The 18,153-nt window shown below is 74.3% G+C and carries 16 protein-coding genes; 6 read left to right on the top strand and 10 right to left on the bottom strand.

Features of this window, described 5'->3' with window-relative positions:
• Nucleotides 1-49 precede the first annotated feature (49 nt).
• The 9 genes from ACLQ14_RS04295 to ACLQ14_RS04255 form a co-directional block, all read right to left on the bottom strand.
• Nucleotides 50-1,351, bottom strand: coding sequence for an Nramp family divalent metal transporter (locus ACLQ14_RS04295; RefSeq protein ID WP_425810254.1), 1,302 nt, complete (start codon nucleotides 1,349-1,351; stop codon nucleotides 50-52).
• A gap of 1,138 nt (nucleotides 1,352-2,489) precedes the next feature.
• A complete protein-coding gene (locus ACLQ14_RS04290; RefSeq protein ID WP_425810252.1) occupies nucleotides 2,490-2,873 on the bottom strand; it encodes a metal-sulfur cluster assembly factor in 384 nt (127 codons plus the stop codon).
• The gene (sufU, locus tag ACLQ14_RS04285) at nucleotides 2,870-3,406 is read right to left on the bottom strand and encodes a Fe-S cluster assembly sulfur transfer protein SufU (RefSeq protein WP_425810250.1); all 537 of its coding nucleotides are present in this window, start codon (nucleotides 3,404-3,406) and stop codon (nucleotides 2,870-2,872) included. Before sufU ends, ACLQ14_RS04290 begins: the two co-directional genes overlap by 4 nt.
• Complete coding sequence (locus tag ACLQ14_RS04280) at nucleotides 3,403-4,737, bottom strand: SufS family cysteine desulfurase (RefSeq protein ID WP_425810248.1); 1,335 nt, start codon at nucleotides 4,735-4,737, stop codon at nucleotides 3,403-3,405. The genes sufU and ACLQ14_RS04280 overlap by 4 nt, the downstream gene beginning before the upstream one ends.
• 1 nt (nucleotide 4,738) lies before the next feature.
• A complete protein-coding gene (gene sufC, locus ACLQ14_RS04275) occupies nucleotides 4,739-5,503 on the bottom strand; it encodes a Fe-S cluster assembly ATPase SufC (RefSeq protein WP_425810246.1) in 765 nt (254 codons plus the stop codon).
• 37 nt (nucleotides 5,504-5,540) lie between these two features.
• Nucleotides 5,541-5,879, bottom strand: a complete 339-nt coding sequence (locus tag ACLQ14_RS04270; RefSeq protein WP_425810245.1) for a non-heme iron oxygenase ferredoxin subunit — start codon at nucleotides 5,877-5,879, stop codon at nucleotides 5,541-5,543.
• On the bottom strand, nucleotides 5,876-7,096 hold the full coding sequence (sufD, locus tag ACLQ14_RS04265; RefSeq protein ID WP_425810244.1) for a Fe-S cluster assembly protein SufD: 1,221 nt from the start codon (nucleotides 7,094-7,096) through the stop codon (nucleotides 5,876-5,878). Before sufD ends, ACLQ14_RS04270 begins: the two co-directional genes overlap by 4 nt.
• Before the next feature lie 55 nt (nucleotides 7,097-7,151).
• Nucleotides 7,152-8,585: a Fe-S cluster assembly protein SufB gene (gene sufB / locus ACLQ14_RS04260; RefSeq protein WP_425810242.1), complete on the bottom strand. Its 1,434-nt coding sequence runs from the start codon at nucleotides 8,583-8,585 to the stop codon at nucleotides 7,152-7,154.
• Nucleotides 8,582-9,361: a helix-turn-helix transcriptional regulator gene (locus ACLQ14_RS04255; protein WP_425810240.1), complete on the bottom strand. Its 780-nt coding sequence runs from the start codon at nucleotides 9,359-9,361 to the stop codon at nucleotides 8,582-8,584. The genes sufB and ACLQ14_RS04255 overlap by 4 nt, the downstream gene beginning before the upstream one ends.
• A gap of 175 nt (nucleotides 9,362-9,536) precedes the next feature.
• On the opposite strand from ACLQ14_RS04255, the gene ACLQ14_RS04250 reads away from it, so the two are divergent.
• The 6 genes from ACLQ14_RS04250 (at nucleotide 9,537) to ACLQ14_RS04225 (ending at nucleotide 14,568) form a co-directional block, all read left to right on the top strand.
• Entirely contained in the window at nucleotides 9,537-10,511 is a 975-nt protein-coding gene (locus ACLQ14_RS04250) for an ABC transporter ATP-binding protein (protein WP_425810238.1), read from the top strand.
• Complete coding sequence (locus ACLQ14_RS04245; RefSeq protein WP_425810236.1) at nucleotides 10,508-11,299, top strand: ABC transporter permease; 792 nt, start codon at nucleotides 10,508-10,510, stop codon at nucleotides 11,297-11,299. The genes ACLQ14_RS04250 and ACLQ14_RS04245 overlap by 4 nt, the downstream gene beginning before the upstream one ends.
• 68 nt (nucleotides 11,300-11,367) lie before the next feature.
• Complete coding sequence (locus ACLQ14_RS04240; protein ID WP_425810234.1) at nucleotides 11,368-12,357, top strand: COX15/CtaA family protein; 990 nt, start codon at nucleotides 11,368-11,370, stop codon at nucleotides 12,355-12,357.
• Nucleotides 12,358-12,368: 11 nt separating this feature from the next.
• Nucleotides 12,369-12,587 carry a hypothetical protein gene (locus ACLQ14_RS04235; RefSeq protein ID WP_425810232.1) on the top strand — a complete coding sequence of 73 codons (219 nt, stop codon included), beginning with the start codon at nucleotides 12,369-12,371 and terminating at the stop codon, nucleotides 12,585-12,587.
• Nucleotides 12,588-12,688: 101 nt separating this feature from the next.
• Nucleotides 12,689-13,738, top strand: a complete 1,050-nt coding sequence (locus ACLQ14_RS04230; RefSeq protein ID WP_425810230.1) for an ATP-binding cassette domain-containing protein — start codon at nucleotides 12,689-12,691, stop codon at nucleotides 13,736-13,738.
• Nucleotides 13,735-14,568: an ABC transporter permease gene (locus tag ACLQ14_RS04225; protein WP_425810229.1), complete on the top strand. Its 834-nt coding sequence runs from the start codon at nucleotides 13,735-13,737 to the stop codon at nucleotides 14,566-14,568. Before ACLQ14_RS04230 ends, ACLQ14_RS04225 begins: the two co-directional genes overlap by 4 nt.
• Nucleotides 14,569-14,631: 63 nt before the next feature.
• On the opposite strand, the gene ACLQ14_RS04220 is transcribed toward ACLQ14_RS04225, so the two are convergent.
• Complete coding sequence (locus ACLQ14_RS04220; RefSeq protein ID WP_425810227.1) at nucleotides 14,632-18,111, bottom strand: AfsR/SARP family transcriptional regulator; 3,480 nt, start codon at nucleotides 18,109-18,111, stop codon at nucleotides 14,632-14,634.
• Between the last annotated feature and the right edge of the window lie 42 nt (nucleotides 18,112-18,153).

Below are 18,153 nucleotides of genomic sequence, written 5' to 3'. Positions count from 1 at the left end.
GGGTTCCCCGAGGCGATCCGCCCCGAGGTGACGGGCGTCACCTCCCGGCTCACACGCCGAGGACGAGCAGCGCCACGTTGAGCCCGACGATCAGGACGGCGCACGTCCAGCCCCCGAGCCGCATCCAGCGCCCGTCGGCGAACTCGCCCATGACGTCGCGGCGGCCAGTGAGCCACAGGAGCGGGACGAGCGCGAAGGCGATGCCGAAGCTGAGGACGACCTGGCTGAGCACGAGCGCCCAGGTCGGCTCCACGCCGCCCGCGAGGAGCAGGAGCGCCGGGACGAGCGTGACGATGCGGCGCGCGGCGAGCGGCACGCGCACCCGCAGCAGCCCGCCCATGACGACGGCGCCCGCGTACGCGCCCACCGACGTCGACGCGAGCCCCGAGGCCAGCAGCCCGACGGCGAACACGACCCCGATCGTGGGCCCGAGCGCGTCCACGATGGCCGCATGGGCGCCCGCGATGGTGTCGGTGCCGTCCGCCCCCTGCAGGTTCGCCGCCGCGACGAGCAGGAGCGCGACGTTGACGGCTCCGGCGAGCACGAGCGCGCCCACGACGTCCCAGCGGGTCGCGCCGAGCAGCCGCCGGGTCCGGCGATGGTCCGCGGCGGTGGCCTCCGGCCCGGCGGACGCACCGTCGGGGGCGTGCCGGTCGCGTGCGAGCGCCGAGTGCAGATAGATCGCGTGGGGCATCACCGTCGCGCCCAGCATGGACGCCGCGACGAGGACGGAGTCGGTGCCCGCGAACCGGGGCACCAGGCCCGCGAGCACGCCGCCCGCGTCCGGCGGCGAGACGAACAGGGCGGTGACGAACCCGACGGTGATCACGGCCAGGAGGGCGACGACGGCGGCCTCGAACCGCCGCTGCCCGCGTCCCTGGACGGTGAGCAGGCCGAGCGAGACGACGCCGACGATCACGCCGCCGACGACGAGGGGCAGGTCGAAGAGCAGCTGGAGCGCGATCGCTCCCCCGATGACCTCGGCGACGTCGGTGGCTGCCGCGACGACCTCAGCCTGCACCCAGAACGCGATCCGCCGGCCGCGCGGCAGCCGGTCGCCCAGGAGCTCGGGCAGCGAGCGCCCGGTGACGATCCCCAGCCGGGCCGACTGGTACTGCACGAGCACGGCCATCGCGTTGGCCAGCACGAGGACCCACACGAGGAGGTAGCCGTAGCGCGCGCCGGAGGTGATGTTCGCGGCGACGTTGCCGGGGTCCACGTAGGCGATCGCCGCGACGAAGGCCGGGCCGAGCAGCGGCAGGAGCCCGCGGCCGAGGGAGGCGCGACCGGGCCGGGCTGCCCCGTCGTCGCGCGCGCGTGCGGGGACCGTGCCCGTGCGCCTCTCCGTCATACGGCGATCTTAGGGGATGCGGAGTCAGAAGTTCGGGCAGCCGAACCCGGGCGGCTCCGGCGTCCCCGGGGCAGGCTGGGGGCGTGACGTCCCGCGCGCGTGCCGACGACGCCCCCGACGAGGGCGAGATCCCCGCCGCGCTGGTCCACCGGCTCTACGGCCTCCCCCTGGACGAGTTCGTCGCCGCCCGCGACGGGGAGGCCCGCTCGGCGCGATCCGCCGGCGACCGTCCGCTCGCACGGCGGATCGCGGCGCTGCCGAAGCCGACGACCTCCGCCTGGGTCGTCGACCAGGCGGCGCGCACGGTCCCGCACGCCGTCGACGCCGTGGTCGCGGTCGGCGACGAGCTGCGGGACGCGACGGCGCACAGCGACCGCGAGCGCCTCGTCGCGCTCGACAAGGAGCGCCGCCGGCTGCTGGACGCCCTGCTCGACGGCGTCGCGGACACCGTGCGGCCCGGCGGCCGGCCCGCGTCCGAGGCCACGCTGCGGGCGGTCCGGGACACGTTCGTCGCCGCCGTCGCCGACCCGGGCGCCGCGGCGGCCGTCCGCGCGGGGAACCTCGCCCGTGCGCTCCAGCACGTCGGGTTCGGGCTCGTCGACGAGGCGGGCGAGCCCGTCGACCTGCCCTCCACGCCGCCCGCGCCCGCGCCGGCGCGCCCGGCCAAGGCGGCGCGCGGCGCCGAGCAGGACGAGCACGACGAGCACGACGAGACCAGCGGCGGGCGGGACGACGCGGAGCGGGCGGTGGCCGACGCTACCGAGGCGCTCGACCGCGCGGAGGAGTCGCTCGACGCCGCACGCGCGGCCTACCACGAACGAGGGGCCGACCTCGCGTCCGTCGCGGAAGCGCTCGACCGGGCGGACGCGGCGGTCGCGGAGGCCGAGTCCGAGCTCGCCCGCCGGCGCGAGGTGCGCGAGGCGCGGGCCGCCTCGGTCGACGAGGCGCGCGAGGCCGTCGCTGCGGCGGCCGAGGAGGTCGCGCGGAGCGAGGACGACGTGGCGGGCGCCGAGGAGGCCGCGACCGAGGCCCGGCGCCGACGGGGCCGCACGCCGCGGGTCCTGAGCACGCAGCACGAAGGCCCCCCGACCAGCGTCTCCGCTGCTCGGGGGGCCTTCCGTCGCGGCGCGACGGACGCTCAGACGTTGAAGCCCAGCGCCCGCAGCTGCTCGCGGCCGTCGTCGGTGATCTTCTCCGGGCCCCACGGCGGCATCCAGACCCAGTTCACGCGGAACCCGGTCACGACGTCCTCGAGCGCCTGCGCCGACTGGTCCTCGATCATGTCCGTGAGCGGGCAGGCCGCGGACGTCAGCGTCATGTCGATCGTCGCGTGGTTGTTCTCGTCGATCGTCACCCCGTAGATGAGGCCCAGGTCGACGACGTTGATCCCGAGCTCGGGGTCGATGACGTCTCGGAGCGCCTCCTCGACCTCCTCGACGGTCGCCGGCGTGGCGGCCGCGGCCGCCTCCGGGGTCACGGCCGGCGGGGCCGTGGTCGGCACCTTGTCGGCATCGGTGGTCATGCGTCCTCCTTCGGAAAGTCCTGCGTCTTGGGGGCGGGCGCCACGGGGGTCGACGTCGCGGACGCCGCTCCGGCCCTGGCCAGTGCGTCGCGCAGCGCGGCCCAACCGAGCAGCGCGCACTTGATGCGTGCCGGGAACTGCGAGACGCCGGTGAACGCCGTGGCGTCGCCGAGCTCGTCCTCGAGGCTCTCGTCGAGGCCCTTGCCCTGGGAGGCCATGAGGGCCCGGAACGTCTCGCCGAGCTGCTCCGCGTCCTCGGCGCTCCGGCCGCTCACGAGGTCCGTGAGCACGGAGAGCGAGGCTTGCGAGATCGAGCAGCCCTGGCCCTCCCAGCTCACCTGCTCGATGGTGGTCGCGCCGTCGTCCGACAGCGCGACCCGCAGGGTCACCTCGTCGCCGCACGTGGGGTTGACCTGGTGCGACTCTCCGTGGGGATGCCCGACGGCGTCCGCGACCGCCAGGCCGCGGCCGTGCGCGGACCGGGCGTGGTCGAGGATGACCTGCTGGTAAAGCTGTTCGAGCTGGTTCGTCATCGTGCTCCCTCCGCCCCGAAGAACGCCCGGACCCCGGCCAGGGCTTCCCGGAACGCGGCGACCTCGTCGGCCGTGGTGTACACGGACGCGGACGCGCGGGCCGTGGCCGCCACCCCGAACCGGCGGTGCAGGGGCTGCGCGCAGTGGTGCCCCACGCGCACGGCGATCCCGGCGGCGTCGAGCACCTGGCCGACGTCGTGGGCGTGCACGCCGTCGACGACGAACGACACGATCGCGAGCCGCTCCCCGACGGCGCCGGGCTCGGCGGGGCCGATCACCCGGACGCCCGGGATCTCGGCGACCCGCAGCAGCTCGCCCGCGAGCTCGTGGTCGTGCGCCGCCACGGCGTCCATGCCGAGCTCACCGAGGTACTGCGCGGCCGCGCCGAGCGCGACCGCCTGCGCGACCGGCTGCGTGCCCGCCTCGAACCGCTGCGGCGGCGGCGCGAACGTGGTCTCGGCCATCGTCACGACCTCGACCATCGACCCGCCGGTGAGGAACGGTGGCAGCGCCTCGAGCAGCTCGCGCCGCCCGTAGAGCGCGCCGACGCCCGTCGGGCCGAGCATCTTGTGCCCCGAGAACGCGGCGAAGTCGACGCCCAGCGCGTGCAGGTCGACGGGCAGGTGCGGCACCGACTGGCAGGCGTCGAGGACGGTCAGCGCGCCGACCTCGCGCGCACGCGCGACCAGCGGTGCGACCGGCGTGACCGCCCCGGTGACGTTGGACGCGTGCGTGAACGCCAGCACGCGCGTGCGCTCGGTCACGACGTCGACGGCCTGGTCCGTGCGGACCCGGCCCTCGTCGTCGACCTCGAGCCAGCGCAGGACGGCGCCGGTGCGGGCAGCGAGCTCCTGCCACGGCACGAGGTTCGCGTGGTGCTCGGCCTCGGTGACGACGATCTCGTCGCCGGGCGCGAGCGCGAACCGCCGGGCCGCCGCACCGCCCCGCCCCGCGGTCGCGTTGCCCATCGCGTACACGACGAGGTTGATCGCGGCGGTGGCCCCGGAGGTCCACACGAGCTCGCCCTCGTCCGCCCCGACGAACGCGGCGACGTCGGCCCGCGCCCGCTCGAACGCCTCCGTGGCCTCCTCGGCCAGGTGGTGCGCGCCGCGGTGCACGGCGGCGTTGCGCTGCACGTAGAAGTCCTGCTCGGCGTCCAGCACCGGGTCGGGCTTCTGGCTCGTCGCCCCCGAGTCGAGGTAGACGAGCGGGTGCCCGCCCCGCACGGTGCGCCCGAGCAGCGGGAAGTCCGCCCGGACCGCCGCCAGCTCGGCGTCGGTCAGGCGGGCGCCCGTCGGTGCGGGCGCACCCTGCGTGGCGGACGACGGCATGTCAGGCGACCGTCCCGGCGGGCAGGAAGCGGTCGTAGCCCTCGTTCTCGAGGCGGTCGGCCAGCTCCGGGCCGCCCTCCTCGGCGACGCGGCCGTCGACGAACACGTGGACGAAGTCGGGCTTGATGTAGCGCAGGATCCGCGTGTAGTGCGTGATCAGCAGGACGCCGAGGTCGCTCGCCTCGTGCGCGCGGTTCACACCCTCGGACACGATGCGCAGCGCGTCGACGTCGAGGCCCGAGTCGGTCTCGTCGAGCACCGCGAAGCGGGGCTTGAGGAGCTCGAGCTGGAGGATCTCGTGGCGCTTCTTCTCGCCGCCCGAGAAGCCCTCGTTGACCGAGCGCTCGGCGAACGCGGGGTCCATGCGGAGGTTGCCCATGGCCGTCTTGACGTCCTTGACCCACGTGCGGAGCGCGGGCGCCTCGCCGTCGATCGCGGTCTTCGCGGTGCGCAGGAAGTTCGAGACCGACACGCCGGGGACCTCGACCGGGTACTGCATGGCGAGGAAGAGGCCGGCACGAGCGCGCTGGTCGACGGTCATCGCGAGGACGTCCTCGCCGTCGAGGGTGACGGTGCCGGACGTGACCTGGTACTTCGGGTGGCCCGCGAGCGAGTACGCGAGCGTCGACTTGCCCGAGCCGTTGGGGCCCATGACGGCGTGGATCTCGCCGCTGGCGATCGTCAGGTCGACTCCGCGGAGGATGGCCTTGGGGCCCTCCTTCGTCTCGACGCTGACGTGCAGGTCGCGGATCTCAAGGGTGGACATCGGGGGTGGCTCCTCGTGGTGTTGCGGGTCTGGGTGGTCAGTTGGCCCGGGCGTCGACGTCGACGAGCACCTGCTCGCCGTCGACGGTCACCGGGTAGACGGGGACGGGCCGGATCGCGGGCAGCGACAGCGGCTGGCCGGTGCTCAGGTCGAAGGTCGAGCCGTGCAGCCAGCACTCGACCGTGCAGCCCTCGACCTCGCCGTCGGACAGCGAGACCTGGCCGTGCGAGCAGATGTCGGAGATCGCGTGCCAGTCGCCGTCCTCGTCACGGACGACGGCGACCTCGACGAGGGCCCCGTCGGCGGCGGGCAGCTCGACGCGCAGCGCCTCGGCGGGCTCGAGCGCGTCGGTCCGGCAGGCGAGCTGGGCGGTCATGCGGCCTCCGGCGCGCCGCCCGTGGGCTCGACCGCGAGCTCCTTCTCGATCGAGACGAGCAGGCGCTCCTCGACGCTCGGCACGCCGATCTCGCGGACGAGCTCGGCGAAGAAGCCGTGCACGACGAGGCGCCGCGCCTCGAGCTCCGGGATGCCCCGCGACTGCAGGTAGAAGAGCTGCTCGTCGTCGAACCGGCCGGTGGCGGACGCGTGGCCCGCACCCTCGATCTCCCCGGTCTCGATCTCGAGGTTCGGCACGGAGTCGGCGCGCGCGCCCGGCGTGAGGACCAGGTTGCGGTTGAGCTCGTAGGTGTCCGTGCCCTCGGCCTCGGCGCGGATCAGGACGTCGCCGACCCATACCGCGTGCGCGCCGTCGCCCTGGAGCGCGCCCTTGTACGTGGCCCGCGAGCGGGCCCGCGGGGTGGCGTGGTCGACGAACAGGCGGTGCTCCTGGTGCTGCCCGGCGTCCGTGAAGTACGCGCCGACGAGCTCGAGGTTCGAGCCCTCGCCCTCCAGCCGCGCGTTCACGGGGATCCGCACGAGCGCGCCCCCGAACGTCATGACGACGTGCTTGAGCGTCGCGTCCTTCGCGAGGCGCAGGTCGTTCTCCGCAAGGTGCACGGCGTCGTCGTCCCAGTCCTGGATCGAGACGAAGGTGACGTGCGCGCCCTCGGCGACGTCGACGCTGAGCTGGGCGGAGTACGTCGCGGAACCCGTGTGGGTGACGACGACCGCCACCTCGGCGTTCGCGCCGACCTCGACGAGCACCTGGCCCCAGACGAGGTCGTCCACGCCGGAGCCGGCGAGGTCGACGACGAGCGGGTCGGTCGAGGTGAACCCGGCGGGGACGGAGAGGAGGACGGCCTCCCCCGCGAGGCTCGCGGCGCCGGCGGCCGGGAGGTCGGCGGGCGCGAGCACGGCACGCTCCCGGGCCTCGGCGAGCGTGAGGGTCGTCAGCGTGACGCCGTCGGGCAGCGAGGTGGTGGTCGCGAGCCGCGCGTCGGACGCCTCGGCGGCGAAGACGCGCTTCAGCCGCGCGAGCGGGGTGAAGCGCCACTCCTCCTCGCGGCCCGTGGGTACGGGGAAGTCGGCGACGTCGAACGAGGTGAGGCGCTCGGCACGGTCGCGCTCGGGCACGCCCGTGGGGATGCCGTGGCTGTGCGCGCCGTCGAGCCGGGCGCGGCTGTGGTCGGTGGACAGGTCGGTCGAGGTGGTCACGACGAAGGGCTCCGGTGGTGAGGGAGGGAACGGACGAGACGGGCGCGGGACGCGGTCAGCCGACCGACCCCTCCATCTGCAGCTCGATGAGGCGGTTGAGCTCGAGCGCGTACTCCATGGGCAGCTCGCGCGCGATGGGCTCGATGAAGCCGCGCACGATCGTCGCCATGGCCTCGGTCTCCTCGAGACCGCGGGACATCAGGTAGAAGAGCTGGTCCTCGCTCACCTTCGAGACCGTCGCCTCGTGGCCCATCTCGACGTCGTCGACGCGCACGTCCACGTAGGGGTACGTGTCGGAGCGCGAGATCGTGTCGACGAGCAGCGCGTCGCACAGGACGTTCGACTTGGAGTTGTGCGCGCTCTCCATGACCTGCACGAGGCCGCGGTACGACGAGCGGCCGCCGCCGCGCGAGACGGACTTCGAGATGATCGAGCTCGACGTGTGCGGCGCGAGGTGCACCATCTTCGAGCCCGTGTCCTGGTGCTGGCCCTCGCCGGCGAACGCGATGGAGAGCGTCTCGCCCTTGGCGTGCTCGCCCATGAGGTAGACGGCCGGGTACTTCATGGTGACCTTGGAGCCGATGTTGCCGTCGACCCACTCCATCGTCCCGCCCTCGGCGACCGTCGCGCGCTTGGTCACGAGGTTGTACACGTTGTTCGACCAGTTCTGGATGGTCGTGTAGCGCACGCGGGCGTTCTTCTTGACGACGATCTCGACGACCGCGGAGTGCAGCGAGTCGGACGAGTAGATCGGCGCGGTGCAGCCCTCGACGTAGTGCACGTACGAGCCCTCGTCCGCGATGATCAGCGTCCGCTCGAACTGGCCCATGTTCTCCGTGTTGATGCGGAAGTAGGCCTGCAGCGGGATCTCGACGTGCACGCCCGGCGGCACGTAGACGAACGAGCCGCCCGACCAGACGGCCGTGTTGAGCGAGGCGAACTTGTTGTCGCCCGACGGGATGACGGTGCCGAAGTACTCCTCGAAGATCTCCGGGTGCTCGCGCAGCGCGGTGTCGGTGTCGAGGAAGAGCACGCCCTGCGCCTCGAGCTGCTCGTTGATCTGGTGGTACACGACCTCGGACTCGTACTGCGCGGCGACGCCCGCGACGAGGCGCTGCTTCTCCGCCTCCGGGATCCCCAACTTGTCGTAGGTGGCCTTGATGTCCGGGGGCAGGTCCTCCCACGAGGCCGCCTGCTTCTCGGTCGAGCGCACGAAGTACTTGATCGAGTCGAAGTCGATGCCGGACAGGTCGGCGCCCCAGTGCGGCATGGGCTTCTTGTCGAAGAGCCGCAGGGCCTTGAGGCGCGTCTTCAGCATCCACTCGGACTCGTTCTTGAGCTCCGAGATGTTGCGCACGACGTCCTCGGAGAGGCCGCGGCGCGCGGTGGCGCCGGCGTCGTCGGAGTCGTGCCAGCCGTACCCGTAGCCACCGATCTCGGCGATGATCTCGTCGTCGGTGCGGCGGGTGTCCTGGGTGGGGGCGCTCATCTGCTTCCTTCCGCGGGGGGCGAGGCAAGGGGGTCGTTCGGGCGTTCGACGGACCGTCCGGGGGCGGTCACGACGGGGACGTTGGTGGTGCACACGTGACCGCCGCCGGCCAACGTGGCCAGGCGCTGCGTGTGCGTGCCGAGGAGCTCGGTGAAGACCTGGGCCTCCGCCTCGCACAGCTCGGGGAACTCGGCCGCGATCTGCTGGACCGGGCAGTGGCCCTGGCAGAGCTGCACGAGGCGAAGGCTGGCCCCGGGCAGACCCGCGGAGACGGGCCGGACGCTCGCGGCGTAGCCGTCCGCGGCGAGCAGGCCCGCGAGCTGGTCGACGCGCCCGGCGACGTCGGGTGCGTCGACGCCGTCGCGGTACCGGTCGGCCATCCCGGCGAACCGCTCGGCGGCGAAGGCCTCCACGGCCTCGGGGCCGACGTGGTCGCGCAGGAACCGCAGCGCCGCGCTGGCGAGCTCGGGGTACTCCCCCGCCATCCGCGACTGGCCCTGGCGGGTCGCGACGTAGCGGCGGGCGGGGCGGCCGCGCTGGGCCTTGCCCGGCCCGTGCGCGCCCGCGTCGTGGACCGCGATCAGGCCGTCCTCTTCGAGGCAGGCCAGGTGGCGGCGGACGCCGGCCGACGTGAGCCCGAGGTCGGCGGCCAGGCTCGCGGCGCTGACGGGGCCCTCGGAAGCGATCAGGGCGAGCACGCGCTCGCGGGTCGAGGCGTCGTGCATCGAGGCGTCCTGGTCGGACGGGTCCTGCACGCGCACGTGGGTCGTCGCCACCGGTTCACCTCCTCAGCATGCCCGGCACAGCCAGACGTTAGGAAACATCTTCGTTGCCAAAATGGGCGGGTGCAAGCAAGGCACCCCTTACGTGACGAGACGAACACCGCTCCAACCCGGCGAAAGACCCGCTCCGAGCCCGAGCGGTCAGGCACGCCTCCTACACTGGGCGCTCGTGTCCCGCACCCCCGAGACCGGCCCAGCCCGCGCCGAGCGACCGTCCACCGGTGACGTGGCGCTGCGCGTGGACGGCCTCGTCAAGCGGTACGCCGGCACCGCCGTCGTCGACGGGCTGTCGTTCGCCGCGCGCCGCGGCGCGATCACGGCGGTCCTCGGACCCAACGGCGCCGGCAAGACCACCACGGTCGAGTGCTGCGAGGGCCTGCGCTCCCCCGACGCCGGGTCCGTCCGCGTGCTCGGCCTCGACCCCCTGGCCGACGCCGCCGCGCTGCGCCCGCGCGTCGGCGTGATGCTGCAGGACGGCGGCCTGCCGACCGGCGTCCGCGCGCTCGAGATGCTCGAGCACGTCGCCCGCATGTACGCCGACCCGCGCGACGTCGGCGAGCTGTCCGAGCGCCTGGGCCTCGGCTCGTTCGCGCGCACGACCGTCCGACGCCTGTCCGGCGGGCAACGGCAGCGGCTCGCGCTCGCGGTCGCCGTCGTCGGGCGCCCGGAGCTCGTGTTCCTCGACGAGCCCAGCGCGGGCATGGACCCGCAGTCGCGGCGCGCCGTCTGGGAGCTCGTCGCGGAGCTCCGCGCGGACGGCGTCGGCGTCGTGCTCACCACCCACCTCATGGACGAGGCGGAGGCCCTCGCCGACGACGTGCTGATCGTCGACCGGGGCAAGGTCATCGCCCAGGGCTCCGTGCGCGAGCTCGTGACGGACGGCGGCGGCGCCGAGGGCGCGCAGCACGAGCAGACCCTGCGCCTCGAGGCCGCCCCCGGGCTGCCGACCGACCTCCTGCGCGGCCTCGAGCTGCGCGAGCGCGCGCCCGGCCAGTACGTGACCAAGGGCGTCGTCGGGCCCGAGACCCTCGTGGCGCTCACGCAGGCGCTCGCGTCGCGCGACGTGCTCGCGTCCCGGGTCGCCGTCGGGCGCCGCACGCTCGAGGACGTCTTCCTCGACCTCACGGGGAGGAACCTGCGATGAGCACGTCCGCCACCACCGTGCCGGACGCCGGGACCCCGCACGCGGGCGCCGCGCCGACCCGGCGGCGCATCGCCGCCCAGGCTTCGTTCGAGACCCGCGCGATCCTGCGCAACGGCGAGCAGATCCTCGTGACGATCCTGCTCCCCCTCTTCCTGCTCGTCGGGCTGGACCGGGTGCACGCCGTCGAGCTCGACACGTCCGGCGCCACCCGGATCGACTTCCTGACCCCGGGCGTCCTGGCCGTGGCCGTCATGTCGACGGCGTTCACGTCCCAGGCGATCGCCACGGCGTTCGACCGGCGCAACGGCGTCCTGCGCCTGCTCGCGACCACGCCGCTCGGCCGCGGCGGGCTGCTCGCCGGGAAGGTGCTCGGCGTGCTCGCCGTCGAGGTCGTGCAGGCCGTCGTGCTCGTCGTCGCCGCGCTGGTCCTGGGCTGGCACCCGCAGGCCTCGGGCATTCCGCTCGCGATCGTCGCCGCGCTGCTCGGGACGGCCGCGTTCACGTCGCTCGCCCTGCTGGTCGCCGGCACGCTGCGGGCCGAGGGCGTCCTCGCGGTCGCCAACCTCCTGCTCGTGGTGCTCATCGTCGCGGGCGGCGTGCTCGTGCCGCCCGCGCACCTCGCGTCGGGCTGGGGGCACGTCGCAGCGCTCCTGCCGTCCGGCGCGCTCGGCGACGCCATGCGCGGCGCCCTGCTGGACGGCTCGGTCCCCGTCGGGCCCGTGGTGGTCCTCCTGGTGTGGACCGTCGTCCTCGGGTGGGCCACGCGCCGGTGGTTCCGGTGGCAGTGACGCACGCCCCGGACCCATCAGGTCCGCGGGATTCCGGGACGGAGCCGTCCGTCCCGTACCGTGGTCGCGTGACCACCGCGACCCGCACCGACCACGACGCGCCCGCAGCGCCGACCGCGCTGGGCCGCGTCCTGGACCGTCTCGGCGCGTGGGCGCGTCCCGCGCTGATCGCGAACCTCGTCGGGCAGATCGCCATCATCGTCACCGGCGGGTTCGTCCGGCTGACCGGCTCCGGCCTCGGCTGCGAGACGTGGCCCGAGTGCCACCCGGGGAGCTTCACGCCCGTCCGCCACGCCGAGACCGGCTACCACCAGGCGATCGAGTTCGGGAACCGCATGGTGACGATCGTCCTGTGCGTCATCGCGGCCTACGTCGCGGTGGTCGTGTGGCGGCGGCGCGACCGCGCCCGCTCCGTGCGGTGGCTCGGCCTCGCGCCGCTGCTGGGCGTCGTCGCGCAGGCCGTGATCGGCGGGATCGTGGTCCTCTTCGACCTGCCGCCCACGCTCGTCGGGGTCCACCTGCTCGTCTCGATGACGCTCGTGTGGCTCTCGATGCTCCTGCTCGTCCGCTGGGGCGAGGCCGACACGCCGCCCCACCGCGTCGTCGACCCGGGAACCTGGAACCTCTCGCGCGCCCTCGGGCTCGTGCTCGTGCCCGTGCTGGTCCTGGGCGTCGTGGTGACCGGCTCCGGGCCGCACGGCGGCGACGACGTGCACGCCGACCGGCTCTCCTTCGACCCCGAGGTCGTCGCTCGCGCGCACGCGGGTGTGGTCTGGGTCTTCGTCGCCCTGCTGGCGTGGCTGCTGTGGCGCACGCACCGGTTCCCCACACCGCAGCGGGTCCGCCGCGCTCTCCTCGTGGTCCTGGGCCTCGTCGTCGTGCAGGGTGTCGTGGGGTACGTCCAGTACTTCTCCGGCCTGCCGATCGGCCTGGTCGCCGTCCACATGCTCCTCGCCGCCTGCCTGACCGCCGCGACCACGTGGGCGCTGCTCACCATGCGCGAGCGCACCCCGCGCGGCGCCGGCGGGCCGGCAGTCGCACCGTCAACGGGCCAGTAGGCTCGCGGGTCATGGCATCCCGTGACCCCCGCACGCTGACCGTCCTCGGCAACCCGTTCACGTGCCGCACCTGCGGTGCCGATCGGTTCTTCCGGCGCGAGATCAAGCTCCAGACGACGGGGCTCACGTTCCTCGACCTCGACTGGCTCAACCGGTCCGCGGACGGCGCGATCTGCGCGACGTGCGGGTTCGTCCACACGTTCGCGGGCGACGCGCACCAGTGGGGCTGACGGCACGGGAGCCGACGTCAGCGTCGGCGTCAGTCAGGTGACAGCGCGCTGAAAGCACCTCTCGCGATGCTGGGCTCGTTCCCGCATCCAGGAGGTAGGCAATGACCACCCGCAGCACCGGAGACTGGGCCGTGGAGGCCAGCGGTCTCGTCAAGGTCTTCGGCGACAACCGTGCCGTCGACGGCGTCGACCTGTCGGTCCGCACCGGCACGGTCTACGGCGTCCTCGGCCCCAACGGCGCCGGCAAGACCACCACCATCCGCATGCTCGCCACGCTCCTGCGGCCCGACGGCGGCGAGGCACGCATCTTCGGGCACGACGTGCAGCGTGAGGCGTTCGTCGTGCGCCAGCTCATCGGGGTCACGGGCCAGTACGCGTCCGTCGACGAGACGCTGAGCGCGAACGAGAACCTCATGCTGTTCTGCCGGCTCAACGGCCTGTCGCGCGCGGCGTCGAGGCGCAAGAGCGCCGAGCTGCTCGAGGCGTTCAGCCTGACCGAGGCCGCGAAGCGCCCGCTCAAGAACTTCTCCGGCGGCATGCGCCGCCGGCTCGACCTCGCGGCGAGCCTCATCGCGCAGCCCCCGCTGATCTTCCTCGACGAGCCGACGACGGGCCTCGACCCGCGCACCCGCACCCAGATGTGGGACACGATCCGCGAGCTCGTCGCGACCGGATCGACCGTCGTCCTCACGACCCAGTACCTCGACGAGGCGGACCAGCTCGCCGACCGGATCGCGGTCATCGACCGTGGACGGGTCGTGGCGGAGGGCACGTCCGACGAGCTCAAGGACACCGTCGGCAACCAGTCGCTCCAGGTCGGGCTGGTGCGGCCGGACGACCTCACGCCGGCGATCGCACTCGCGGAGGCCGCGTTCGGCGTCCCCGCGACCCCCTCGCCCGAGGCCCGCCGCCTGACCATCCCCGTGACCGGGCCCGACGCCGTCACCGACCTGCTCGTCCGGCTCCGCGACGCGCGCATCGACGTCGCCTCGCTGTCCATGCAGAAGCCCAGCCTCGACGAGGTCTTCCTCACGCTGACGGGGCGCGGCGTCGACGACGACGCGCCGGCACCCGAGGCACCCGAGGCCGGCGACGAGCCGGCGCCCCTCAGCACCCCGTCCACGACCACCCGAGAGGCGGCCCTGCGATGAGCATCTCCACCACCCTCGACCGCACCACGATCGTCCCCGGCGTCGACCGCGAGCTCAAGAACCGGACGAGCCTCAAGCAGACCGTCGAGAACACGATCTCGATGGCCGGGCGCGGGCTCCTCAAGATCAAGCGGACGCCCGAGCAGCTCGTCGACGTCACCGTCCAGCCGATCCTCTTCACGCTGATGTTCTCGTACATCTTCGGCGGCGCGATCGCGGGCGACGTGAAGAGCTACCTGCCGACCCTGATCCCCGGCATCCTCGTCCAGACGGTCATCACGACGTCCGTCGTCACGGGCGTCCAGCTCCGCGAGGACATGGACAAGGGCGTGTTCGACCGGTTCAAGTCCTTGCCGATCGCGCGGATCGCGCCGCTGTCGGGGGCGCTGCTCGCCGACACGCTGCGGTACGGGATCGCGACGACGCTCACGTTCGTCATGGGGTTCGTCATGGGCTACCGGCCCGACGGCGGCCTCGGGAACGTGGTGGTCGCCGGCCTGCTCGTCATCGCCTGCTCGTGGGCGGTGAGCTGGATCTTCGCGTTCTTCGGCGTCGTGGCACGCACGGCGTCGAGCGTCCAGGGGATGTCCCTCATCATCCTGTTCCCGCTCACGTTCCTGTCCAACGCGTACGTGAACGTCGACACCATGCCCGGGTGGCTGCAGGGCTTCGTCAAGGTGAACCCGATCTCGCACCTCGTGACCGCGGTGCGCGAGCTCGCCAACGACGGAAGCTTTGGCTCCGACGCCTGGATCTCGCTCCTCGGCGCGGCCGTGATCGTCGCGATCTTCGCGCCGCTCACCGTCAAGGCGTACATGCGCAAGGCGTGACACTTCCCGCACGACGACGCGCGCGGCGTCGTGCACGACCCTGCCGTGGCGGGGGTCCCCGGCTCAGCCGGCGGGCCTCCGCCACGGGCGTTCCCCGACGATCTCGATGATCCGTGCGACGGGGTCGGGAACAGCGGCGGCCCTCCGCTCCGCGGCCTCGACGGCCTCCTCGCCGAGCGCCCGCACGGCCGCGTCACGGTGACGCCGCCGCTCGAGCGCCACGTAGTCCTGGCGCGAGCTCACCCGGGCCGCGAGCGCCGCGAGCTCGAGCCCGACGTCCGCGACGTCCGGTCGGGTCGACCAGAGGAACCCGCCGAGCGCGAGCACCGCGGCGCCCAGGACGGGCCGGTCGACGAAGCCCGACGGCCCCCCGCCGCGGATCGCGATGCGCAGGGGCGTCGTGAGCTCGGTGACCCACACCTCGCGCTCCTCAGGGGTGGAGGCGGGCTCGCGACCGGTCAGGCGGGCGTCCTCGGCGTCCAGGACGGCCATCGCGAGGCGGGACGCGGCCTGCACGGTGCCGCCCTGGAACCCTCCGCGACGCTGGCGGCTGAGCTCGTCGATCGTCGTCGTGGCCAGGTCGAGCGCCTCGCGGACGTCCCCGCTCGCGTACGCCGCGTGAGAGAGCCCGCCCATCCCCATGATGCGCCGGTCGGACGCGCTGAAGACGTCCTCGGCTCCCGGCAGCACCGTCGAGGTGCCCTCACCGTCGGGCGTCCGGGCGAGGTCCCGCAACGTCGAGCGCGCCTCCTCCCCCCGACCGAGCGAGACGAGCGCGTTGGCCTCGATCGAGCCGACCTGGAACGTGAAGGCGTCGGTCTCGAGGTCGAGGTCCTGCAGGCCCGCCCGGGTGACGGCGACCCAGCGCAGCGCCTCGTCCGGGTTCCCAGCCTCGGCGGCGAGCTCCGCGAGGCTCTGCGTCGCCATCGCCGAGCCCCACGCGTCCCCGTGCTCGGACGCGATCTCGTACGCCCGGCGCGCGTACCCTTCGGCGACGTCGAGCTCGCCCATGTTCTCGCCGATCTGGGCGGACATGACGTGCGCGAACATCGAGACGGTCCAGTCCTCGTCAGCGCGCTGGCGCTCGAGCAGCGCGGGGAGGGACGGGAGGTCGGCGACCGCGACGGCGAGCTCGACGAACGCCCGCGTCACCGGCGCCAGCGGCAGCCGGTCCCGGGCGAGGCGCCGCAGCCGCGCCGCCGAACGGAGCGACCTCCGCTGGTCGAGGACGATCGCGAGGGGCGAGCCTGCGGCGAAGTACACCCACGCGAGGTCGTTCGCGTCGTCGACGGTGGGCTCGTGGCCCACGAACACCTCGGCGACGTCCAGCCCGAAGGACACCGTCTCGACGAACTGGCCGCGCAGCATCCAGAAGTGCGCGAGGAGCGCGAAGACGGGGCCCAGCACGTCGCGCCGCCGGTCCTCGAGCGCCCAGCGGACGACCTGGACCAGGATGTCCTGCTCGGCGCGCACGCGGCGCATCGTGAGGATCTGCTCGCTGCCGGTCAGGCGGCCGCCGTGCTCGCGCCCGAACGCCGCCGCCCACGCGTACACGGCGTCGCGCACCGCGGGCCCCTCGCCCGCGCGCTCGAGCTCGAGCCCGCCGAACTCCCGCACCGTCTCGAGCATCCGGTACCGCGTGATCCCGGCCGCGGCGTCCTCCACCACGACCAGCATGGACTGCCCGACGAGCCCGTCCAGGTCGTCGAGCGTCCCGAGCGCGATGGGGTCGGCCGGGCGGCCGTCGACGCGGGCGGTCACGGCCTCGACCGTGTCCGCGCCGAACGTGCCGGGGAACACGGACGCGCGCCGCAGCAGCGCCTGCTCCGCGGCGCCGAGGAGGTTCCAGCTCCACTCGATCACGGCGCGCAGCGTGCGGTGGCGCTCGGGGGCCGCTCGGTCGCCGGAGGTCAGCAGGGCGAAGCGCGACGCGAGCCGACGCTCGATCTCTGCGACGGACATCGACCGGACCCGTGCGGCAGCGAGCTCGATCGCGAGGGGCAGCCCGTCGAGCCTGTCGCACAGCCGCTCGACGACGTCGCGCGGCAGCGGCGCCTCGGGGCGCGCGGCCCGTGCCCGCTGCTCGAACAGCACGACCGCGGGTCCGGCGTCCGCATCCCCCGCCGTGCCGTCGCCCCCGTGGCTCGCGAGCGGCGGCAGCGGGCGGACGGTCTCGGCGGCGAGCGCGAGCGGCGCCCGGCTGGTCGTCAGCACCCGCACGGGCGTCTCCGCGAGCGCCTCGGCGACCCAGGACGCCGCGCCGTCGAGCACGTGCTCGCAGTTGTCGAGCACGACGAGCGTGCCGGGGGCCCGCAGGCGGTCGAGGATCCGGGCGCGGGTGTCGGGGCGCGGGAGCCCGTCCCCGATCCGCTGGCTGCCCTGCACGTCGCGGACGCCGAGCGTCGTGGCGAGGGCGAGCTCGACGTCGTCGTCGGTCCGGACGCTCGCGAGCTCGATCACGGCGACCGGCTCGCCGCGAGCCACGGCACGGTGCGCGAGCTCCTGCGCGATGCGGGTCTTGCCGAGACCGCCGGGCCCGAGCACGGTGACGAGCCGCGAGGCTGCGAGAGCGCGCTCGAGCTCCCGGACGTCGTCGTCGCGGCCGACGAGGGCGTTGGGCGCGGCCCGGAGCCCGATCGCGAGGGAGGCGGTCGCCCGCGGCACGCCGGCACCCGGTCCCGGCTCCGCGGTGGCAGGAGCCTCGTCGTCCGCGCTCTCGCCCGGTCCCGACGGCGCGGGCACCGCCGGGCGCGGGACCTCGCCCCGCAGCAGCCGCTCGTGCAGCTCGCCGACCGACGCGCTCGGGTCCGCGCCCAGCTCGTCCGCGAGCGCCTCCCGCAGGGCGGCGAACGCCCGGACGGCGTCGCCGGCCCGTCCGAGGCGCGCTGCGGCGGTCATGTAGGCGACGCAGGCGGCCTCGTCCGTGGGCCGCGCCGCGAGCCGGCGCCCCGCGAGGTCGAGCGCCTCCTCGTCGTGGCCGGCCGCGACGAGCGCGACGAGCAGTGCCTCCTGGAGGCCCGTGGCAAGGTGGGCCGCCTCCGTCGCGAGCGCGTCCGCGAGCGGTGAGCCCGGGCTGAGGTCGGCCCCGGGCTCGCCCCGCCACAGGCGCAGGGCGTCACGGGTCGTGCGGAGCGCCGTCTCGGGGGCGTCGGCCGCGAGCGCGGACGCGGCGGCGTCGAGCGCCGCGCGGGCCTCGGCGAGGTCGCTCGTCCCCGCCCACGCGTAACCGGCCGGACCGGAGCCCACCAGGCCGGGTGCGACGATCCTGCGGGTGCGGGACACGAGCGTCTGCAGCGCGGCGCGGGGGTCGGTCAGGTCGTCGTGGTCCCACCACAGCTCGTCGAGCAGGGTGCGCGACGACACCGGCCGCCCGTGCGCGAGGACGAGCGCCACGAGCAGCTCGCGGGACCGGACGCCGCCGGGAGCCACGTGCCGCCCGTCCGCGCCACGGACCTGGACCGCGCCCAGCACGTGGGCGTCGGCGCGCGCCGGACGTCCGCTGTCGACGCCGGCGGCGTCCGCGGGTGGAGGGGAGCCTGGCACGACGACCACCCTAGCGGCGCGGACCGCCCTCCCGCGGCACCG

This window comes from Luteimicrobium sp. DT211 (assembly GCF_049844995.1).
In the GTDB taxonomy this organism is placed as follows: domain Bacteria; phylum Actinomycetota; class Actinomycetes; order Actinomycetales; family Cellulomonadaceae; genus Luteimicrobium.
Note: the sequence above shows the minus strand (reverse complement) of the source record. Positions and strands in the feature narration are given on the sequence as shown.

Bases quoted from the DNA above. Each gene is read 5' to 3' on its own strand.
- ACLQ14_RS04295 (WP_425810254.1), bottom strand. From the start codon at position 1,351: ATGACGGAGAGGCGCACGGGCACGGTCCCCGCACGCGCGCGCGACGAC.
- ACLQ14_RS04290 (WP_425810252.1), bottom strand. From the start codon at position 2,873: ATGACCACCGATGCCGACAAGGTGCCGACCACGGCCCCGCCGGCCGTG.
- sufU (WP_425810250.1), bottom strand. From the start codon at position 3,406: ATGACGAACCAGCTCGAACAGCTTTACCAGCAGGTCATCCTCGACCAC.
- ACLQ14_RS04280 (WP_425810248.1), bottom strand. From the start codon at position 4,737: ATGCCGTCGTCCGCCACGCAGGGTGCGCCCGCACCGACGGGCGCCCGC.
- sufC (WP_425810246.1), bottom strand. From the start codon at position 5,503: ATGTCCACCCTTGAGATCCGCGACCTGCACGTCAGCGTCGAGACGAAG.
- ACLQ14_RS04270 (WP_425810245.1), bottom strand. From the start codon at position 5,879: ATGACCGCCCAGCTCGCCTGCCGGACCGACGCGCTCGAGCCCGCCGAG.
- sufB (WP_425810242.1), bottom strand. From the start codon at position 8,585: ATGAGCGCCCCCACCCAGGACACCCGCCGCACCGACGACGAGATCATC.
- ACLQ14_RS04245 (WP_425810236.1), top strand. From the start codon at position 10,508: ATGAGCACGTCCGCCACCACCGTGCCGGACGCCGGGACCCCGCACGCG.
- ACLQ14_RS04235 (WP_425810232.1), top strand. From the start codon at position 12,369: ATGGCATCCCGTGACCCCCGCACGCTGACCGTCCTCGGCAACCCGTTC.
- ACLQ14_RS04230 (WP_425810230.1), top strand. From the start codon at position 12,689: ATGACCACCCGCAGCACCGGAGACTGGGCCGTGGAGGCCAGCGGTCTC.
- ACLQ14_RS04225 (WP_425810229.1), top strand. From the start codon at position 13,735: ATGAGCATCTCCACCACCCTCGACCGCACCACGATCGTCCCCGGCGTC.